This window comes from Streptomyces nanshensis (genome assembly GCF_001751255.1).
GTDB lineage: Bacteria > Actinomycetota > Actinomycetes > Streptomycetales > Streptomycetaceae > Streptomyces > Streptomyces nanshensis_A.
Genome location: NZ_LJGW01000333.1, coordinates 13,907 through 32,843, shown reverse-complemented (window position 1 = coordinate 32,843; position 18,937 = coordinate 13,907). Strand labels below are relative to the sequence as shown.

The following is an 18,937-nucleotide window of genomic DNA, read 5'->3' as shown; positions in this document are numbered from 1 at the left end:
CTCCTTGCGTACGGAGGCGGGCAGCTCTCCCGCCAGGTCCCAGTCGGCGGCGCTCGGGAGCACCGCGGCGGCGAACCGCTCCGCTTCCGCGGCCGGGGCGCCCGCGGTCCGGGTACCGGCCGCGCCTCCGCTCCCGCTGCCGCCGCCGCTCAGGCTCCCGCTCACGGGGTCTCGGTGAACTCGGGCGCACCGGTCTTGCGCCGCACGAAGGCGGTGATGCGGTTCGCCGTGCGGAAGCTCTCCAGGTCCAGGTCCTCGACCTCGACGGTCAGGGAGAAGCGGCCCTCGACGAAGGTGACCAGCTCCAGGGCGAAGAGGGAGTCCGCGAGACCGAGCGCGAAGTAGTCGTCGTCCGGGCCGACTTCGCAGCGCAGGGCGGCGGAGAGGAACTCGGTGATCTCACGCGTGGTGTCGTTCACTGTGCCCGCTCCTCCTGGGGTCCGATCTCGGCCAGCAGCACACTCCAGGCCGCCACCGGGCTCACGTTGATCAGCACGGCGTGGTCTCCCTCGGCCAGCTCCCCGCGCTCGATCGCCGTCCAGAGGTTGAGGAACACGTCGTTGGGGCCGAGGTGCCCGTAGCGCCGCAGGTTGTCCCGGCAGACCGGCAGGATCCGGATGCCGAGGGACTCCTCGGTGAAGGTGAATCCGGCCGCCGAGAGGTTCTGGCTGACGTATCCGCGTACGTCCCCGGGCTTCAGCCCGTTGCGCTCCAGCAGCCCGTCGAGCAGACCCGAGAGCCGTCCGCGTCCCTCCATCGCGAGACGGAAGGAGTACGTGGAGACGTCGCGGCACTCCTCGCGCCACTCGGAGGTGGGCCGGTCGCGGTAGGCGACGTGGAAGAGGTCCCAGTGCTCGCCGTTGGTCTCCTGGGCGATGTCCAGCAGCCGTACGGGGGCGGATCGGTGGGGGCCGGGACCGGGGCCGGTGCCGGCGGTGCCCGCCGTGGCGTCGCGGGAGAGCAGCAGCGCCTGGCCGCCGTCGCCGTTGACGGTCACGGGGTGGCGGTAGCGCCCCGCGGCGGCCGGCTTGCTGCCGTGGACGACGAGGACGTCGCCCAACTCCGGGTCGGCGCACAGCAGTCCGCGGGCGGCGAGCAGCGCAGGCGTCACCGAGACGCAGCCCAGGCCGCCCACGGTGAACGTGACGGCCCGCTCGGCGCCCAGCAGATGCTGGAGCCGGGTGGCCTCGGAGCTGAGCAGCGTCTCGGGGGCGCGCGGCTCCACGACGATCAGCGCGCCCAGGTCGCGCGCGGCGAGCCCGGCGTGTGCGAGGGCGTCGCGGGCGGCGAGTTCGCCCAGGGCCGCCGCATTCAGCGCGTCGTCCGCCCGTACGGACTCGATGCCCAGCGCGAGGCACGTACGGCGTTCGCTCTCGCTCAGCGATGCCAGCTCGGTCAGCTCCGGCACCGCGACGGCCGTCTCGGGCACATGCCAGGCGGCACTCCGCACGGCCACCGGAAAGGCGCTCCCGGCCGCGGTGTGAGGCGTCACGCGTCCTCCCCCGTATTTCTGTGGTCGGGCCGGATGCTACAGGGCCGACCTGGCGTGGTGAAGAGAGGAATTGGCGGCACGCTCCGCCGCCAATGGTCGGCCCAATTCCCGGCACAAGATGGCCGGTTCACGTATTCGTCGATCCGCCCGGTACAGGCGCCGAGGCGGAAGTGAATCGTTCTGGGTGACTTTTGCGCGGAGAACACCGAGTGCGGACGCTCTGCCCGAATTCAGACGGTCACGTCACCCGGAATCTTGCATTCCGCCCGGAGGGCGCGCCGTTCCGCCGCGACGCCACGGGAAGGAGTCCGACCGCCGTGTGACGGCCGGTGGTTGAATCCCGGAGCGAAGCAGGTCAGCGGTCGCGGCGGCGGCGGACGCCGGGCGGCTCAGCCCGCGTCGTTCACGAGATGGGCGGGCCGCATGTCCGTCCAGTTCTCCTCGACGTAATCCAGGCACGCCTGACGGCCCTCCGGGCCGAAGGCGATCGTCCAGCCCTCGGGCACCTCGGCGAAGTCGGGCCACAGGGAATTCTGCCGCTCATCGTTGACGAGTACATAAAACGAGCCGTTCTCGTCGTCGAATGGATTGCTCATCAGCTCCCTTTCCCCGGTCCCCCGGTACGCGAGTGGAAAGCCGCTCCCCACCCTCCCGGCGGTGCATACTCCCGCAGGCCCGGCGGGCCCGCAACTATTCCGCGGACGAAGGGGACTCTCCGGACTTCCGGCGCTGGGGCGGCAGTTCAGCGCCGGGCCGTGCCGCCGCCTCCGCCGCCGTCTCCCCCGTCACCGTCTCCCCCGTCGTCGTCCGGACCGCCGTCACCATCACGACGGCCACGGGCGCCGGGACGAGCAGCAGCAGCGAGGCGGACCAGACCGTCGCCGCCCACACCCCGAGCAGCGCGAGCGACGGACCGGCGAGAAAGCGCAGCGGACGGCGGGCCAGCAGATGCAGGGCGCAGAGCCACAGCAGTCTGCCGGACCGCCCTTCGCGGGCCGCCCCCAGCGCGAGCACGGCGGGAAGCGCCGAGAGGGCGAGCACGGCGCAGCCGCCGCTCAGTCCGAGTGAGGGCAGCAGCCATGGCTCCGGCCGCTGCCGCCAGACCGTGAGCGCCACGAGGAAGAGCGCCAGCAGTGCCGCGGCGAGGAGCGTGTGCCGGATGCCGAACGCCCACAGCGCACGCAGACGGCCCCACCAACTCCGTACGCCCGCCCGGCCGGTGGCGGCGATCTCGTCGACCGTGGCCACGAGCGCGGCGGCCGGGGCGCCGGCCAGGACGGCGCCCAGCAGGACGGAGAGCGGCGTGACGCCGGGCAGGACCAGCACCGTGACGGCGCCGGCGAGGCACAGTGCCGCGGCGGCGGCGAGCAGCGCGGGCAGGCTCGGCCACAGCCCGCGGAGCGTACGCGCCAGGACGTCGTCCTCGACGGTCCCGTGGGCGTGCGGCCGGGACATCTCCTCAGCCCCGGAGTCCGGCGGAGGCGATGCTCGCGACGAAGTTGCGCTGGAAGACGAGGAAGACCGCCAGCACGGGGACGACGACGGCGGTGATCGCCGCGAACACGACCACCGACGAGCCCCCTTGGCCGTTCTGGAGCGTCACCAGTCCGACGGGCAGCGTCATGTGCTCCGGGGTGCTGAGGAAGATCAGCGGAGCGAAGTAGCTGTTCCAGGACAGCTCGAAGGTCAGGATCGTCATCGCCGCGAGCGCGGGTGCCGACAGCGGCACGAGCATCCGGAAGAGGATCCACAGATGCCCGGCGCCGTCGATGCGGGCCGCCTCGTCCAGCTCCCGCGGAATGGTGTTGAAGTACTGGCGGAGGAAGAAGATCGCGAAGACGTTGATCAGGGCGGGCAGCCAGAGCGCGGCGAGATGGTCGACCAGGCCGAGGGTGCGCATGAGGACGAAGACCGGGATCACGGTCATCTGCACCGGCACCATCAGGGCGCTGACGACGATCAGGAAGAGCGTCTCGCGCCCGCGGAAGCTGAGCCGGGAGAACGCGTACGCCGCCATCACGCTGACCAGCAGGGAGCCGCCGGTGGAGACGACCGCGACCAGCAGGCTGTTGAGCGCCATGCGGCCGAAGGGGATCAGGCCGGGCACGGCACGGAAGTTGTCGACGGTGAAGGGCGAGGGCGTCCAGCTCGGCGGCAGCGAGAAGGCCGACTTCTCCTCGGTCAGGCTCTCGGCCACCAGCCACACCAGCGGTGCGATCATGACGAGGCCGACCGCGAGCAGCACCAGGGCCAGCAGTACCTGACGTATCTGCCGTACGCGTACGGGCCCGCGTACCGCCCTCACCGCCCGTGCACCCATCGCCTGGCCCCCCGGAACTGCAATAGCGTGACGGCCATCATGACCACGAAGACCAGAAGCGAGACCGCCGAGGCGTATCCGGCCTGGAAGGACTGAAATCCCTTCTGGTACAGGTACATCACGACGGTGAGCGTGGAGTCGTCCGGTCCGCCGTTGGGCGTGATGATCTGCACCGGATCGAAGATCTGGAACGCCCCGATGAAGGTGACCACCGCGGCGAAGAAGACCGTCGGGGACATCATCGGCAGCGTCACGTGCCACAGCACCTGCCGGGAGTTCGCGCCGTCGCTGCGTGCCGCCTCCACCAGTTCCCGCGGCACGGTCTGGAGTCCCGCGAGCATGATGACGAAGGTGAACCCGATCGTGTGCCAGAAGTCGATGCCGATGATCGCGGGAAGCGCCCAGGACGGATCGTTGAACCAGTCCGGCGGAGCGATCCCGGCGGCGTCGAGATAGTAGGCGACCATCCCGAACGTCGGGTCCAGCACGTACTTCCACAGCAGCGCGACCGCGGCCCACGAGATGACGAAGGGGAAGAAGAGCGCCGCCCGTACGAAGTACGAAAGCACCCTGTTCATCAGCCTGTTGACGGCGAGCGCCAGCAGCAGTCCCCCGGCGAGATGGGTCACCACGGACGCCAGGGCGAAGACGAAGGTGTTCGCCAGCGCCTTGTACAGCAGCGGATCGGTGAACATCGTCGTGAAGTTGCCGACGCCGTTGAAGCGCGGCGGCGTGAGCATGTCCCAACTGAAGAAGCTCAGTACGACGGCGACGACGAACGGTCCCGCGATGAAGACGACGAAGAGCAGCAGCGCCGGGCTGAGGAACGCACAGGCCGCCCAGCGGCTGCGCCGGTCGGCCCGCTTCGCCGCCGGTGCCGCACGGCCGGGACCGGCGGCCGGCGGGCCGGGCACCGTGAGCACGGGTGCGGTGGTCATACCAGACCGCTCAGCTTCCGGTCGGCCGAACGCAGCGCCTCCCGCGGGGACTTGGTGCCGGTGATCGCCTCCTGCCAGGCGCGGGTGACGGCGACGTCGGCCTCCGCGCTCTGCCGCGGGCAGGGTATGGGCGTCCCGTACGTCACCGCCTCGGCGAGGACCTCCGTGCCCTTGGGCGCGTTCTTACGGAACTCGGGGCCCGTGGCGACCGAGTTGCGGGCCGGGATGTTGGTCCCGCCGATCTCGGCGAAGAAGACCGAGGCGTCCTTCGACATCAGCCACTTCAGGAACGTCCAGGCGGCGTCCTTGTTCTGCGACGCCTTGAGGATCGGCCAGCCGTCCCAGCCGACGGGCGAGCCCCTGCCGCTCCCGGTCGGCCAGGGGACGATGCGGACCTTGTCGACCATGCGCAGGCGCCGTACGTCGAGGGTGGGCCAGCGTCCGCCGCCGAAGGTGGCGAGGTTGCCCTTGTCCATCTGGGTCGGCACGTCGAAGGTCCCGCCGGGCTTGGGCGAAAGCCCCGCGTCCACCAGGCCCTTGACGAACTCGGCCGCCTCCACGGCGGCGGGCGAGGCGATCGTGGACTTCTTCCAGTCGGCGTCGAGGGTGCTCGCGCCGTTGCTCAGCAGCCACGGCATGATGTCGACGAACGGGAAGCTGTAGCCGGCCGGCAGCAGGAACGCCCCGGTCTTCTTCTTGATGCGCAGCCCGGCCTGTTTGAAGTCGTCCCAGGTCCAGCCGTCCGAGGGCAGGTCCACGCCCGCCTTGTCGAAGACCTCCGTATTGCAGTACAGGGCCACGGTGTTGTAGCCGCCGGGGATGAAGTAGGTCTTGTCGTCCGGGGAGCTGTACTCGGAGGTCCACTTCCGCAGCCGGGGGTCGGCGTCGTCGAAGTAGGCGTCGACGGTCTCGCGGTCCTTCTCGATGTAGGAGTCGAGGGGCTCCAGCAGCCCCTTGGAGGCGAACAGCCGCTGCCCCTCGGTGGCCACGGAGATGATGTCGGGGACCTTGCCGCCGGCGATCTGGGTGGAGACGGTGTTGGCGAACTCCGCCCAGTTCTTCGAGGCGATGCCGCGCGCACTGATCTTGATCTTTGGGTGTGCCCGGGCGAAGGCGCCGAAGAGCTTGTCGAACGTCTTCTGCTGGGTGGCGTCGCCCAGGTACACCAGATTCAGCGTCGATCCGGACGACGGGCTCCCGCCGCAACCGGTCAGCGCCGTGGCGGCCGGGACGGCCGCGGCCGCTCCCATCGCGCGCAGCACCTGGCGGCGTGTGGCCGTGTGCCCGCCCCTTACGGCAGTTCCGGCTGTTCCCGCTGTCTCCACCGTGACTCCTCCCAAGCTCCTGCGCTGAACGGCTCGTTGCGCTCGAGAGCGCGAGACGGAAGAAAAGAAATCGATTTCAGATCGAGGTGGTGACATGGAAACAGCCGGTCATGTCTGCGTCAATACATCTGCACGAGACCGGGCGCGGGCCGTACCCGTACCGTGAACGGCGCGCCCTCGTCCTCGCCCTCGAACCGGGCGCTCAACTCCCCCGCGGTGTCCGTCACTTCGACGGTTCCCAGCACGCCGCCGACGATCACCGGCCACCGTCCCGGCAGCGGGTCCACGAGGATCTCCCGGGCGGCCACGTCGACGACGGTCCCCGCCCAGGCGTGCGCGAGACCGAACGAGGCCATGGAACGCACGTAGTGGCTCCCGCACTCGACCTCGTCGAACGGGTTGCGCCGGCGCCCGTCGTAGCGCTCCCGTACGTCGGCGACCGTGTGCTCGGCGAGCTCCCGTTCGCCGTAGAGCGCCAGCGCCACCGCCGCGGTGTACTCCAGGCCCGTCCACACCTCGCTGCAGTACGGGAAGGGGCGCGCGGGCCGATTCCCGTGCGGATAGGTGCAGTTGAGCAGTCCGTGCTCGGAGCCGAGGGCGAAGCTGCGCAGATGGTTGACGTGGGAGTGGAACTCCTCCCGGTGGTTGTAGCGGACGACGCTCAGCAGCGCCTCGCGCGCGTGGCCCCGGTCCAGTCCGTCGGCGAGACCGCCCAGAAGTGCCATGGCGTGCCCGGCCAGTTGGTCGGTCACACACCCCGAGCCGATCTGCAGATCCGGGTGCACCAGGTCGTCCGAGCCCACATCGGGGTTGTCCCCGTCGTACCGGATGCGCAGCCCGTCGGCGATACGGTCCGCCGAGCCGGCCGGCATGACCCGGTGCTCGTAGAACTCGCCGTTGAACAGCTCCGCGTCGGTCCAGGACGCGCCCCGGGAGAGCGTCTCCCGGCAGACGGCCGCGAAGCCGGCGTCGCCGACCGCGTCCGCCATCTGCGCGCAGGCCGCCAACGCGGCCAGATACCAGGACTGGTTGGTGCCGGAGGGCCCGTAGTACTCCACGTCCGTGGTGCTGTGCTGGCAGCCCTCCATCACGCCGTCGCGGTCGGCGTCCCAGCCCAGCGGTATCCACGCGAACTCCATCGCCCGGCGCACACCCGGCCAGTACTCGGCGAGCAGGTCGTCACGTCCGGTCAGCCGCCAGGTGCGGTGGCAGCGCACGATCGCGCCCATCTGGCCGTCGGCGGCGGCCACGCCCCAGCCGGTGCCCTCGGTGGCCGGCGGCAGCCCGGCGCGGAAGCTCATCAGTCCGCGCTCGTCCAGGGAGTGCACGAACTCGACCTTCCGCATCGTCCAGGCCAGGGACGGAAAGAGCTGTTCGAGCGCGTACTGGTAGTTCCAGACGTGGGTGCAACTCCCGTGGCAGCTCCCGTGATCGGCGTTGCAGCCCTCCCAGGCCAGGAACGTGCCGTCCGCGATGCGGAAGCAGGCCGGCGACTTCAGCACCGCGACGTTGGAGAGCACCGCGTCCTGCACCGCGGGCGGCAGATCCGACGCGGTGACGGTCTCCACGTACGCGCGGGTACGCCGCTCGTACTCCGTCAGGCGCGGCACCACCGCCCGTACGACGTCGGCGGCGTCGGCGAAGCGGCCGGCGTAGTGGTTGCCGACGACGTCGGCGCTGTGTCCGAAGTCGGGCGGGCCCTGGAAACGGTGCGTCCAGCCACGCCTGTTGGGGAAGTGCCAGGCGAGCAGGAAGGTGAACTCCGCGCTGCCGCCCGCCGGGATCTCCTCGCCGACGACCAGCGAGCCCGTGGGGATCCGGGCGCCCTCCTCCGGTTCCCGGAGCGCCCCGTCCGCCGCGAAGTCGTCCCAGAAGTCCAGCAGGGAGTCGCCCCACGACCGGTGCGCCCAGTTCAGCCGGTGGCTGCCGACGGTGTGGCCGACGGCGGCGAGCGCGAGGCTGCCCCATGCCTCGTCGTCGTCCGGGACCGCGGGGGACGTACGCCCGTACAGGAGCGTGGCGCCGTCGACGGTGACGCGTTCGAAGGTGTTGCCCGCGGGCACGTCGCCGGAGGGACGCCGTCCCGCGACGTTCTGCAGACTGCCGCAGACGGAGACGGTGACCGGGGAGCGGGAGACGTTGCGGATCCGGGCGCGGTAGACCGCCGTCGGCAGTCCGCTCGCCTCCGGGTCGCCGGGAATCAGCGGGTTGTGGACCCGCAGTGTCGCCTCGACGGGCATCGAAGGGTCCGTCAGCCGCACCTCGCCGAAGGGATAGGCCGCGGCGAACTCGGCCGTGCGGAAGCGGGGAAGGCCGTGCAGCGCGGACGGGCTGCCCTGGTGCCCGGCGAACTCCCCGTCCAGCAGCCCGCCTTCGAGGACACGGGTCCGCACGGCCTCGCCGTCGTCGACGCGGACGCAGAAGAAGGAGTCCGGGGTGAAGCCCTTCGCGGGGCGGTTGAACAGCTCCCAGTCCTTCAACTGGCCGCGGCCGCCCAGGCTGACGCTGCCCGTGCCGATGCCGCCGACCGGCATCGCGACCCGCTCCAGGGCGGCCCCGCTGTAGCGGCGGACCGCCGGCCAACCGCTGTCGTCCGTCACGTGCTGTCCCCAATCCGCCGGTGGTTCCCGGAACTTGCGGGCCGTGCGATATGAAATCGATTGCAGGATGGGGAACGTAGGGCACGCCCACGGGACGGTCAAGATGTCGCGCGGTCGCGGCGGGCCGCTGCCGCCACTCCGCGCACGCGCTCACCGGGCTCTCTTATTCGTGTAGCGCCATTTTGATTCGCGTGGATAAACTCTTCGGCGGACGGACGGTACGGGGAGGAACGGAAGGGGGACGACGCGTGGAGCGGACCTTCACCAACACGGCCCGGAGGGCGCAGATCGTGCGGGCCGCGGTCGAGACGATCGCCGAACTCGGGTACGCCAAGGCGTCGTTCGCGCGGATCACGGAGCGGGCGGGCTTCAGCAGCCCGCGGATGATCTCGTACCACTTCACCGACAAGGACGAGCTGATCCACGAGATCGTGCGGGAGGTCATGGCGGAGGCGGCGCGGTTCGTCGTCGGCCGCATGGAGGGCGAGCAGACCGCGTCCGGAAAGCTGCGCGCATATCTGGAGGCCAATCTGCGGTATCTGCGCGACCATCCGCGGGAGATGGCGGCGCTCACCGAGATCGGCCCGCATCTGCGGGACGGCGCGGGCGAGCCGTACACCTCGCAGAGCGCGCAGGAGCCGAGCGTACGGGGCCTGGAGGAGCTGCTGACGGAGGGTCAACGCAGCGGCGACTTCCGGGACTTCGACCCCCGGTCCATGGCGGTGCTCATCCGGGGAGCCGTCGAGGCCGCGGCACAGCGGCTGCGGGGAGGAGCGCACGGGCTGGACCTCGACGCCTACACCCGCGAACTGGTCACCTCGGTCGGTCTCGCGACGCGGCGCTCCGAGAGCCCCGCACCGAGGGGAAGGGGCGTGCTGTGACGGAGAGTTCGAGCCGGGAGGCCGCCGGCCGACGGGACAGAGAAGAGCACGGCACGGAACAGCACGGCGCGAAGCGGCTCGGACGCACGCTGACCCTGCATGTGATCGCCCCGCTCGGGGTCTTCTACGGTCTGCGCTGGGCGGGCGCCGACCAGTTCACAGCGCTGCTGGCGGGCGCCCTTCTGCCGGCCGCGGGCGCCGTGCGCGAGATCGCGGCACGGCGGCGGGTGAGCGGGGTGCATCTGTTCGTGCTGGCCACCATGGCGCTGACCGTCGCCGTCTCCTTCCTCAGCGGCAGTCCGCGCGTGCTGCTGATCCGCAACTGCTGGGGCATGGCGGCGCTCGGGCTGTGGATCGCGGCCAGCCTCCTCACCCGGCGGCCGTTCCTCTACGAGGCGGCCCGGGTCGTCCTCGACGAGGACCGGCAGCGCACCTGGGAGTCCAACTGGGCGCGCTACGCGGCCTTTCGGCGGCTGCTGTGGGTGTGCAGCGCGTTCTGGGCGGTGGCGTGCCTCGCCGACACCGCGCTGCGGATCACGATGGCGGCGACCCTGCCCGTCGATCTCGTACCGCTGCTGGACGACGTGCTGCTGGTCTTCACCCTGGCGGTGATCCTCGTCTTCCAGCGCCTGTGGGGACGTTCGTATCTGCGGCGCAACGGGCTGCGCATCCGCGGGGTGCGGATCTCGGCCCTGGCGGAGGGGCGTGCGGAGCCGGGGGCCGCGGGCGCGGGCTGATCCGTACGGACGCCCCGGCCGCGGTCCCGACTCCCGTACGCGGCACGGCAGTTGACCGGGGGGGGGGCACGGTCGCGGCGGATGCGCCTCGGCGAACCGAGGCGGGCTCAGGCGGCCGAGGCGTCCACCAGGACGTAGTCCTCGGGCAGCGCGCGGCCCGCCAGGTACGCCTGAAGGATCTCCTTCACGCCCGCGGCGATGCGCTGCTGCGCCTCCACCGTCATGCCCGAGTAGTGGATCGTCATCGCGTGCCGCGGCATGGTCCGCCACGGGTGGTCGGACGGCGCCGGCTGCGGATACCAGGTGTCGCCCGCGTACCCGGCGAGATGACCGCTCTCCAGCGCCTCGGCCAGCGCGTCGGTGTCGACGATAGCGCCGCGTGCGGTGTTGACGAGCCAGCTCCCCGGCTTCATGGCGGCCAGCCGCTCGCGCCCGAAGAGGGCCCTGCTGCCCTCCATCAGCGGCAACGCCAGGCAGATCACGTCCGATTCGGCGACGAGGTCGTCCAGACGCGCGTACTTCACGCCCAGCGTCGCCTCCTCGGCCGGGTCGCGCCGGTGGTTGGCGTGGTAGAGCATCCGTACGTCGAAGCCCTTGAGCCGCAGCGCCGTACGGGCGCCGATCGCGCCGAGCCCGACGATGCCGACGGTCTTCTCCTCCAGGTCGTGCGCCTCGCGTGCGGCGTCCGCGACGTCCCAGCGGCCTTCGACCGCCTGCCGGTGTGCGGGGATCATGTTGCGGACGAGGGCGAGGATCTGCATCACGTTGTGCTCGGCGACGCTGACGACGTTGCTGCCCGTGACCTCGGCGACCGTGATGCCGTGGCGTTCGGCGACCTCCTCGTCGATGTGGTCCGAGCCGATGCCCGCGGTGATGACGAGCCGCAGCTCCGGCGCCTTCTCGATGCGCTCCTCGTCGAGGTAGAGCGGCCAGAACGGTGTCGTGATCAGCACGTCGGCGTCGGCGAGCTGTGCGTCGAGTTCCGCGCCCGTGTCGGACGTTCCGACGATCTCGTGGCCCTGTTCCTCCAGGAACGGGCGCAGCCCCAGGACGTTCTCGGCGGTCGCGAGGACCGGCGGGCCTCCCCCGTCGGTCTCGCCCTCCGGATACAGCACTGCGACGATCTTCATCGGCGAGGGCCTCCCCTCGGCGGGTGCGTCGGTACGCGGCGCGAGTACCCGAGGGGCCGCGGGGCTATCCGTACGGGCGGGCACACGTCTCCGTCCCCGTCCGGCCGGGCCGGTACAGGTCAGGTCAGGTCAGGTCAGGTCAGGTCAGGTCAGAGCGTGCCGTCCTCCTCCTGCACCGCGCGCGCCAGCTTCTTCGGCGCGACCAGGGTGTAGGACGTACGCACCCACTCCGTGAGCTGCGCCCAGCGCTCCGGCCCCGGTTCCGCGGGCAGGGTGAGCGCGATCCAGCCGTGTCTGCCCAGTCCGTAGCCGGCCGGTTCGGCGTCCGGGTCGGTAGCCACCACGGCGGCCGACTCCTCCGCGGAGAGCTTGAGCGTCACACGGCGGGCCTCGCCGTCGCAGAAGACGAAGTTCTTCCCGCGCACCCGGAACGTCGGGTGGTCGCCCCACTGTTCGATGTCGACGCGCTCCGCCTCCGGCAGCGCCGTCGCGATCCGCTCCAGCCGGTCGATGGTGCTCATCCGCGTTCCTCTCCTGGGGGTGTGCCGCCACTGGAGTCTTGCCGACGGCACTGACACCCGCGGCGGACCGCCCGGTCAGAACTCGGAGTTCATGACCGCCTCCACCAGGACCTTGCCGTCCCTCGTCAGCCGGATCTCCTGCGCGTCCCGGTCCACGACGGCGAGTCCCCGCTCCGCCAGGGAGCCGAACCTGCTCGCCCAGGGCTCGGCGAACAGCGAGGCGCCGGGGAAGCGCCGCCGGTGCAGCTCCTCGCTGAGCGGCTGAAGCGTGGAGAGGGCCATCTTGACCGCGCGGGCCTCCTGGGCCTGTGCGTCGAAGCGCGTCGCCGACCCCAGCGGTACGCGTCCCGCCTCGACGGCCTCGGAGTACGTCTTCCAGTTGACGTCGGTGATGGCCTCCGAGGCGCGGCAGCTCGAACTGCCGCCGAGCCCGATGGCGACCTCGGCCTCCTGCTTGTCCTGGTCGACCATGATGGCCTTCCACTTCTCCGGGCCGAGGCCCTCGCGGGCGAAGTACATCGTGGGCTGCTCGCGGTAACCGCCCTGCAGCAGGCCCTCGGTGAGCACCTCGCGCATCTGGTACTGCTCGCCGAGCGGCGGCCACCGGTGGCCGTGCTCGACCAACCGGGCGCGGTAGTCGGGCAGTTGCCACGCCGCGGGCTGCACCCCGGCGACCCCCGTACGGGTGTCGCTGTAGGAGGCGAGGTGCAGCTTCGTGCACACCACGGCGGTGACCTCGTTCTCCAGGACGATCTCCAGGTCCCGGCGAACGCTGTCGAGGGTCTGGTCGAGCAGCCCGTACATCAGGTCGACGCTGATCCACTCGAACCCGGTGCGCTGTGCGTTGCGTACGAAGTCCACGCACTCCTGCGCGGTGTGCTCCCGGCCGCACTGCTTCAGCACGGGGTCGTCGAAGGACTGGACGCCGCTGCTCAGCTTGGTGCAGCCCAGTTCGGCGAGGAGTTCCAGCTTCTCGGGCGTGAAGGTGCTGGGGTCGCCCTCGAAGCGGATCGCCGTGTCCGGCGTGAAGTTGAAGTGCTCCCGGTAGAAGTCGAGGAGGCGGCGGATGGCGTCCGGCGGCAGCAGCGAGGGGGTGCCGCCGAAGACGTTGAACTCGCCGACGGGCGCCGACGCCAGGTTCGGCACCTCGCGCAGCCACAGCCGCGCCTCGCGGATGTTCCAGTCGACCCACTGGTTCGCCTTGCGGTCGGCGACCTCGGGCGATCCCTTGACCAGGACGACGGGGTACTGGCAGAAGCGGCAGCGGTAGGCGCAGGTGGGGATGTAGGACCACAGGTGGATGGGCGCCGTCGAGGCGAGCTGTGCGTCGAGGTCGCCGAGGAAGTCCGCCGGGGAGTAGCCGGGGATGTTGCCGGGGAAGACGTGCGCACCGAACGGGTCCTCGGTGACGTACTCCAGCAGGTGCCGGTTCTCCGGTGCGGCCAGCTTGTCGACGACGGACGGCACGGGGTGGCCGGGGTCGGTCCGGCGCAGCGAGGCGAGGGACTCCTCGTAGGTGGGCTCGTGGCTCTGCCGGGTCGCGATGTCCATCAGAACACGCCTCCGTTCCCGAAGTAGTTGTGCGCCTCTCCGGATTCGCGGTCCTCGCAGTAGTAGCGGACGAACTCGGTGAAGCGTTCCTGCGGGACGTCGCGAAGACACGGCGGCAGCGGCGGCGGGTGGCCGATGTCCTCGCCGACGGTGGCCCGCAGCCGGGCGAAGATCTCGTCGGCGAACTCGAAGTACAGCCGGTAGGACGGCGTCTTGTAGGAGTGGATGGGCGTGAAGTCGACGACGCGCATCTCCTCCGTGATCTCCGCGATGCGCCTGCCGAGCCGTTCGGTGAGGGACGGCCCGAAGAACTCGGCGACGGCGTCGTCGTCGAGCAGCGAGGGTGTGAGCAGGACGGGCAGGATGGTGTTCTTCGGCGTGAAGTCCTTCACGGAGAACTCCCAGGCCTGGAGGGCCTCTTCCTCGGTGAGGTCCGGCAGGGACGCCGTCTCGGGGAGGGACGCCGCCCCGCTCCCCGTACCGCCGTCGGCGGCGCCGAGACCGCCGCCGCTGTCGCCGTCCGGTCCGCCGCTCTCGCCGCCGGCGGTCCCGTCGATCCGGATGTCGCGCATGACGATGATCCCGTCCGAGCCGTAGGCGCGTCCCGTGATCACCTCGTCGATGGCGTGGTTGACGCGGCGCGGGTTGATCTCGACACGGGAAGCGGGCACGTAGGTGATGTCCTCGCCGGAGCCGCGCACGAGGATGCCGAAGTCCCAGTCGTCGGACAGGTGGTTGACGAACCTGCCGTTCTGCAGTTGGTAGAAGATCTCGATGCCGCCGACCTTCTCGTACGCGTCGCGGTCGACGGCGAAGCCCTTGCCGTCGGGGAAGCCGCCGAAGAGGGAGAACGTCACGGCGCGGCAGCGCAGCGTGCGCTGGATGGCGTCCCACAGCCGGGGCCTGCCGGTGAAGTGCTCCGGCTCGTAGTAGTAGTCGCAGACGCCGATGGCGGCCTTGCCCGCGTCCATCGCGCTCAGCAGCTCCCACAGCCAGCGCGCGTCGACGCGGCAGTCCGCGTCCGCGGACACGAGGTAGAAGCGCTGCTCCGGGTCGGCGCCCGCGCGCCGCCTGCTGCGCTGCGCGGCGAAGTCCATGCCGGTCTTACGGGCGCAGGCGACGCCCTGTTCGGGTTCGGGGACGATGTGCAGGGCGAGGTCGGGGTGGTCGGCGGCGAAGCGGCGGGCGATGGCCACGGTGTCGTCGGTGGAGTTGTTGTCGACCAGGACGACTTCGTACAGGTCCCTGTCCAACGGCCCGTCGGGGCCGCACTGTCCGTGCAGGGAGGCGAGGACGGCCGGGAGGTTGGCGGCCTCGTTGTAGACGGGCAGCACGACGCTCATCCGCGTGCGCTCTCCCATCGGCGGCAGGAACAGCTCGTCCAGCACCTCGCCCGCCGTGTCCTCGCCGAAGTGCCGCTTGCCCAGCCGGTGGTTGAAGTCCGCCATCTGCTCGCGCTTCCTTTCGTCCAGGATCAGCTCGGCCACGCTGTCCACGAAGGCAGCCGTGGGCAGGTCTCCGTCCGTCAGCTCCATGACGGGGGCGCGGAATCCCCTGTCCCCGTAGACCGTGTCGTAGAGCTGGTAGCGGGTGGTCAGATACGGGACGCGGGAGGCGATCGCCTCGCCGACGGGGTTTCCGTAGCTCTCGTAGTCGTAGGAGGTCAGAAACGACGCGAGCTGTGCCTCGGCGAGCAGGTCGCGCACCGAGTGGCCCTCGTCGCCGGCCGCCGGGACGCCGGACTCGTGCGGGGCGAGCCGGCCGCCGAAGACGACGCGTCCGGCGACGCCCAGCGACTCGGCGAGGCGGACGAGCCGGGCGTGCTCGTCCGGTGCCTCCTGGGTGTCGCCCGCGACGAACAGGTGGACGTCGCCCGCCCGTTCGGGGAGGCGGGCCAGCAGATGGATGTCCCGGTCGATCCGCTTCTGCGGGATGATCCGGGTGAAGCGGGCGATGAGCGGCGCGTCCTGCGGGATGCCGAAGTGCCGCCGGAATCCGGCCCGTTCGCGCTCTTCGCCGCCGGCGGCGTGGGTGCGGGTATCGGCGTGGGTGTCGGTGTGGGCGAAGGTGTTGGGCAGGACCGTGATGTTCTTCAGGTCCGGCACCCACTCCAGGGTCCGCCGGCGGGCCTCCTCGTGCAGGGCGACGTAGCGGATGTACGGCGAGTTCACCGGTGCGACCGTGCTCGGGTAGGGGAAGGTGCCGTACTTGCCGGTGCCCGGTTCGCTCTGCCACATCAGATCGTGGTCGCGCCACAGGACGAACGGCCCCAGCCGGTGGCGCCGTCCGTAGCGCTCGATGGCCGAGTAGAGCGCCGTGGTGTAGGTGATGTTCTCCGGGAGCGTCCCGTTCTCCACCATCACGAAGGAGACGCCGCGCCGCTCCCAGGTCGCCACGAGCCGTTCGGCGACGGCCTCGGCCGCGGCGTGCACCCGGGGCAGCAGATGTGCGCCCGCGCCGTCGCGTACGTACTCGCGCAGCACGGTGGCGACGAACTCCTGGTCGTAGCCCGGGACTTCGCTCAGCTCGTCGACGCGGTCGAGCCGGATCCAGTCCGGGAGCTGTACGGCCTCGTCGCGGTAGGGCCGGAAGAACGCGTTCTTGTCCGCTTTCACGTCGTAGCCGAGATCCAGGTGGACTTCGTAGCCGCGGTCCCGGAAATGGCGGGCTGTCTTGACGAATTCCACCACCACGCCCGAGATCGGGGTGGCGTCGAACGATATTCCCCACAAGACGGTCATTGACTCGCGTACTCCTGCCGTCGCTTGCACCGTGCCGGGCCCGGGACCGGGACGGACACCGAGGGGTCCTACCCGGAACCACAGCCTCCGAGTCATCAACCATCGCTGAAGTGGGCCGGGATGACCGCGACTCGATCATTTTCCTGTCAGAGAACGACAGTTAGGAATAGCCTGACCGCCCGCGGCGACGGCCGGACGGCCGGACCTCCGGCGGAGTCCCGGGCGGGACGAGCAGCGGAACAGCAGCGTAACGAGCACGAGAACGAGCAGAAGGGGCACGCGTGGTAACCCAACGCGCCGCCGTGGCCGTGGTGTTCATCGTCAACGGCGCCCTCTACGGCTCCTGGGCCGCCCGCGTCCCCGCGCTCGCCGCGCAGGTCCACGCGGAGCCCGCCGGACTCGGGCTCGCCCTGCTCGGGCCCAGCATCGCGATGATCGTCACCGCTCCCCTCGCGGCGCGCGCCTGTGCGGCGTGGGGCGCCCGTACCGTCCTCCGGGCGGCGCTCGGCGGTGCCTGTCTGGTGCTGCCGCTGCTGGGTCTGACGGGGTCTCCGCTGACGCTCGGGGTGGCGCTGGCCGGTCTCGGCGGGCTGATGGGCACGGTCGACGTCGCGATGAACGTCGCTGCCGTCGCCGTCGTACGGCGACTGGACCGGCCGCTGATGCCGTTCTTCCACGCCGGGTTCAGCGCGGGCGGTCTGCTGGGCTCGCTGGGTGCCGCCGCGGCGGCGGCGCTGACGCTGCTGCCCGCCGAGCACTTCTGCGTCGTCTCGGCGGCCGGGCTCGTGACGCTGCTCCTCACCGTGCGCGCGCTGCCCGGCGAGCGGCCCGCGCCGGAGAAGCGCAGCGCGGCCGGCGGCGGCTACCGCCAGGTCGTGCTGCGCGGACGGCTGTGGCTGCTCGCGGCGGTGGCGCTGTGCGCGGCGGTGGCCGAGGGCACCTGCGCGGAGTGGTCGGCGCTCTTCCTCGTACGGGAGCGGGCCGTCGCCGAAGCGGCGGCGGCAGCCGCGTACTCGGTCTTCTGCGTGACGATGGCGCTGACGCGGCTGGTCGGCGAACGCATCGAGACCCGCTTCGGGCCGTACCGGGTGCTGGCGGGCAGCGGACTTATCGCGGCGCTCGGGCTGATCACGGCGGCGGCCGTGCCGGTCGGCCCGGTGGCGTACGCGGGGCTGGCGCTGGCCGGTGCGGGACTGGCGTTCTGCTTCCCCACGGCGATGGCGCTGGCCGGCGACGCGGGGCGGCGCGAGGACGGCGGCGGGGGCGAACGGGAACTCGGCTTCGTGACGACCGTCGCCTACGCCGGGTTCCTGGGCGGGCCGCCGATGATCGGCGGGATCGCCACGCTCACCAGTCTGACCGTCTCGATCGGGCTCGTCGGGGTGCTGACGGCGCTGATCACCCCGGCCGCGCTGGCGCTGCGCGGGGGCCGGTCCGGTACGCAAGCACCGCACGCGGCACGGGAGTTGCAGGACGCGGGACGGGGCGCGGGAGACGGGACGGCCTGAGCGGCGCCCGTAGCGGCATCCGGACGGCGAGGGGGACGCGTCGCCTGTCCACGGAGCGGTGCGATGCGGTGCGGTGCGGTGCGGCGCGGTCACCGGGCAGGCAGGACCGGCGCGGTGCGGCGTACGCGGGTGCCGCGTGCTCAACTCGGCGGCTCACGCCCTCAGATGGGGCTCCACTTCTGGCTGTCGTCGCCCGAGCACTCCCACAACTGGAGCGGCGTGCCGCTCTGGACGTCGCCGTCCCGCACCGCCACGCACTTGTCCGCCTGCGGGTTGACGAGGTCGCTGCCCTCGCTGAGCCGGAACTGCTGCGCGGGATTGCCGCTGCAGTAGGCGAGTTGGATCACGGCGCCGTTCTCCGTGGACCCGTTGGCCACGTCCATGCACAGCCCGTACGCGCGTACCGTGCCGTCGTCGGCGAACGTCCACCGCATCGAGTCGGCGTCCGAACAGGTGCGGATCTCCAGGGGTTTGCCGTCGCGGCCCTCGCCGCCGGGGACGTTGACGCACTGGTCCGAGTTGTGGTTCCAGATCCGCACCGTGCCGTCGTTGCCGCCCCCGCCGCCGCCACCGCCGCCGGGCGGGTGCTGGGGTCCGGACGGCGCGTCGTCGTCATCGTCCTCGGGCGGACGGTCCTTGCCGCCGTCGCCGTCCCCGGGCGAACTGCCGCCGTTCGGCTTCCCCTTGCCCTTGTCTTTGTCCTTGTCCTTCTTTTTGTCCTTCTTCTTGTCCTTGTCCTTGTCGGAGGACGGTGTGTCGCTGGGCGCCGGTGCGGTGCCGGGTGCGTCGTTCTGCTGCCCGCCGCGCCACTCCGGATCCGGGGTACCGCCCGCGCCGGGCGTACGGTCCGTACCGTCACCGCCGAACATCGCGTACGCACCGGTCGACATCCCCACCAGCGCCAGCGCGGCGACCCCGGCGAGCACGGCCTTGCGGACGCGCCCGGAGGACGGCGCGGAAGACGGCTCCGGTGACGTGGAGCCCCGCGAACCCGCGGGGACGATACGGGGGTTGACCGTCGTGACGACGGGGCTGATGCCCTCCGGCGGCCCGTCCCCGCCGTCGTCGGACCGCGATGAGCCGGCACTCTCCTCCGCGTCGCGCGCGGACGCGGCGGATTCCTCGTCGGGAAATCCGCCCAGTGCCTCGTTCTCGTCGCGGGAACCGGTCATCGCGTCCTCTCCGGTGACGAC

At 71.2% G+C, this 18,937-nt stretch carries 16 protein-coding genes; 3 read left to right on the top strand and 13 right to left on the bottom strand.

Annotation, left to right across the window (positions count from 1 at the left end; genetic code table 11):
* Positions 1–161 precede the first annotated feature (161 nt).
* From AN218_RS19855 to AN218_RS19820, 8 genes are all read right to left on the bottom strand, one after another.
* Positions 162–419 carry an acyl carrier protein gene (locus AN218_RS19855; RefSeq protein WP_070018244.1) on the bottom strand — a complete coding sequence of 86 codons (258 nt, stop codon included), beginning with the start codon at positions 417–419 and terminating at the stop codon, positions 162–164.
* Positions 416–1,408: a 3-oxoacyl-[acyl-carrier-protein] synthase III C-terminal domain-containing protein gene (locus AN218_RS19850; protein ID WP_070018246.1), complete on the bottom strand. Its 993-nt coding sequence runs from the start codon at positions 1,406–1,408 to the stop codon at positions 416–418. Before AN218_RS19850 ends, AN218_RS19855 begins: the two co-directional genes overlap by 4 nt.
* A 473-nt stretch (positions 1,409–1,881) precedes the next feature.
* A complete protein-coding gene (locus AN218_RS19845; protein ID WP_070018243.1) occupies positions 1,882–2,088 on the bottom strand; it encodes an MbtH family protein in 207 nt (68 codons plus the stop codon).
* 94 nt (positions 2,089–2,182) lie between these two features.
* Positions 2,183–2,947, bottom strand: a complete 765-nt coding sequence (locus AN218_RS19840; RefSeq protein WP_070018242.1) for a hypothetical protein — start codon at positions 2,945–2,947, stop codon at positions 2,183–2,185.
* 4 nt (positions 2,948–2,951) lie between these two features.
* Positions 2,952–3,797, bottom strand: coding sequence for a carbohydrate ABC transporter permease (locus AN218_RS19835; protein WP_244900538.1), 846 nt, complete (start codon positions 3,795–3,797; stop codon positions 2,952–2,954).
* Positions 3,794–4,750, bottom strand: coding sequence for a carbohydrate ABC transporter permease (locus AN218_RS19830; RefSeq protein WP_070018240.1), 957 nt, complete (start codon positions 4,748–4,750; stop codon positions 3,794–3,796). Before AN218_RS19830 ends, AN218_RS19835 begins: the two co-directional genes overlap by 4 nt.
* Positions 4,747–6,075, bottom strand: a complete 1,329-nt coding sequence (locus tag AN218_RS19825; protein ID WP_244900537.1) for an ABC transporter substrate-binding protein — start codon at positions 6,073–6,075, stop codon at positions 4,747–4,749. Before AN218_RS19825 ends, AN218_RS19830 begins: the two co-directional genes overlap by 4 nt.
* Before the next feature lie 119 nt (positions 6,076–6,194).
* The gene (locus tag AN218_RS19820) at positions 6,195–8,675 is read right to left on the bottom strand and encodes a GH116 family glycosyl-hydrolase (RefSeq protein ID WP_070018238.1); all 2,481 of its coding nucleotides are present in this window, start codon (positions 8,673–8,675) and stop codon (positions 6,195–6,197) included.
* A 248-nt stretch (positions 8,676–8,923) separates the two neighbouring features.
* Between AN218_RS19820 and AN218_RS19815 the strand changes: the two genes are divergently transcribed.
* Both AN218_RS19815 and AN218_RS19810 read left to right on the top strand, forming a co-directional pair.
* Complete coding sequence (locus AN218_RS19815) at positions 8,924–9,556, top strand: TetR/AcrR family transcriptional regulator (protein ID WP_070018237.1); 633 nt, start codon at positions 8,924–8,926, stop codon at positions 9,554–9,556.
* The gene (locus AN218_RS19810; protein ID WP_244900536.1) at positions 9,553–10,293 is read left to right on the top strand and encodes a VC0807 family protein; all 741 of its coding nucleotides are present in this window, start codon (positions 9,553–9,555) and stop codon (positions 10,291–10,293) included. Before AN218_RS19815 ends, AN218_RS19810 begins: the two co-directional genes overlap by 4 nt.
* Positions 10,294–10,400: 107 nt before the next feature.
* On the opposite strand, the gene AN218_RS19805 is transcribed toward AN218_RS19810, so the two are convergent.
* From AN218_RS19805 to AN218_RS19790, 4 genes are all read right to left on the bottom strand, one after another.
* Positions 10,401–11,423: an NAD-dependent formate dehydrogenase gene (locus AN218_RS19805; protein WP_070018236.1), complete on the bottom strand. Its 1,023-nt coding sequence runs from the start codon at positions 11,421–11,423 to the stop codon at positions 10,401–10,403.
* Between the two features lie 149 nt (positions 11,424–11,572).
* Positions 11,573–11,944, bottom strand: coding sequence for an MmcQ/YjbR family DNA-binding protein (locus AN218_RS19800; RefSeq protein WP_070018235.1), 372 nt, complete (start codon positions 11,942–11,944; stop codon positions 11,573–11,575).
* A 75-nt stretch (positions 11,945–12,019) separates the two neighbouring features.
* Positions 12,020–13,495: a radical SAM protein gene (locus tag AN218_RS19795; protein WP_070018234.1), complete on the bottom strand. Its 1,476-nt coding sequence runs from the start codon at positions 13,493–13,495 to the stop codon at positions 12,020–12,022.
* A complete protein-coding gene (locus tag AN218_RS19790) occupies positions 13,495–16,236 on the bottom strand; it encodes a glycosyltransferase (RefSeq protein ID WP_070018233.1) in 2,742 nt (913 codons plus the stop codon). The genes AN218_RS19795 and AN218_RS19790 overlap by 1 nt, the downstream gene beginning before the upstream one ends.
* Before the next feature lie 281 nt (positions 16,237–16,517).
* Here AN218_RS19790 and AN218_RS19785 point away from each other — a divergent pair, with 281 nt between their 5' ends.
* Positions 16,518–17,744, top strand: coding sequence for an MFS transporter (locus tag AN218_RS19785; RefSeq protein WP_070018232.1), 1,227 nt, complete (start codon positions 16,518–16,520; stop codon positions 17,742–17,744).
* 161 nt (positions 17,745–17,905) lie between these two features.
* Here the strand turns inward: AN218_RS19785 and AN218_RS19780 are convergent, their stop codons facing one another.
* Positions 17,906–18,916, bottom strand: coding sequence for an RICIN domain-containing protein (locus AN218_RS19780; protein ID WP_070018231.1), 1,011 nt, complete (start codon positions 18,914–18,916; stop codon positions 17,906–17,908).
* Between the last annotated feature and the right edge of the window lie 21 nt (positions 18,917–18,937).

Excerpts from the sequence above, each read along its gene's own strand:
- AN218_RS19795 (WP_070018234.1), bottom strand. The coding sequence starts at position 13,495 with ATGGACATCGCGACCCGGCAGAGCCACGAGCCCACCTACGAGGAGTCC.
- AN218_RS19840 (WP_070018242.1), bottom strand. The coding sequence starts at position 2,947 with ATGTCCCGGCCGCACGCCCACGGGACCGTCGAGGACGACGTCCTGGCG.
- AN218_RS19830 (WP_070018240.1), bottom strand. The coding sequence starts at position 4,750 with ATGACCACCGCACCCGTGCTCACGGTGCCCGGCCCGCCGGCCGCCGGT.
- AN218_RS19780 (WP_070018231.1), bottom strand. The coding sequence starts at position 18,916 with ATGACCGGTTCCCGCGACGAGAACGAGGCACTGGGCGGATTTCCCGAC.
- AN218_RS19805 (WP_070018236.1), bottom strand. The coding sequence starts at position 11,423 with ATGAAGATCGTCGCAGTGCTGTATCCGGAGGGCGAGACCGACGGGGGA.
- AN218_RS19845 (WP_070018243.1), bottom strand. The coding sequence starts at position 2,088 with ATGAGCAATCCATTCGACGACGAGAACGGCTCGTTTTATGTACTCGTC.
- AN218_RS19790 (WP_070018233.1), bottom strand. The coding sequence starts at position 16,236 with ATGACCGTCTTGTGGGGAATATCGTTCGACGCCACCCCGATCTCGGGC.
- AN218_RS19800 (WP_070018235.1), bottom strand. The coding sequence starts at position 11,944 with ATGAGCACCATCGACCGGCTGGAGCGGATCGCGACGGCGCTGCCGGAG.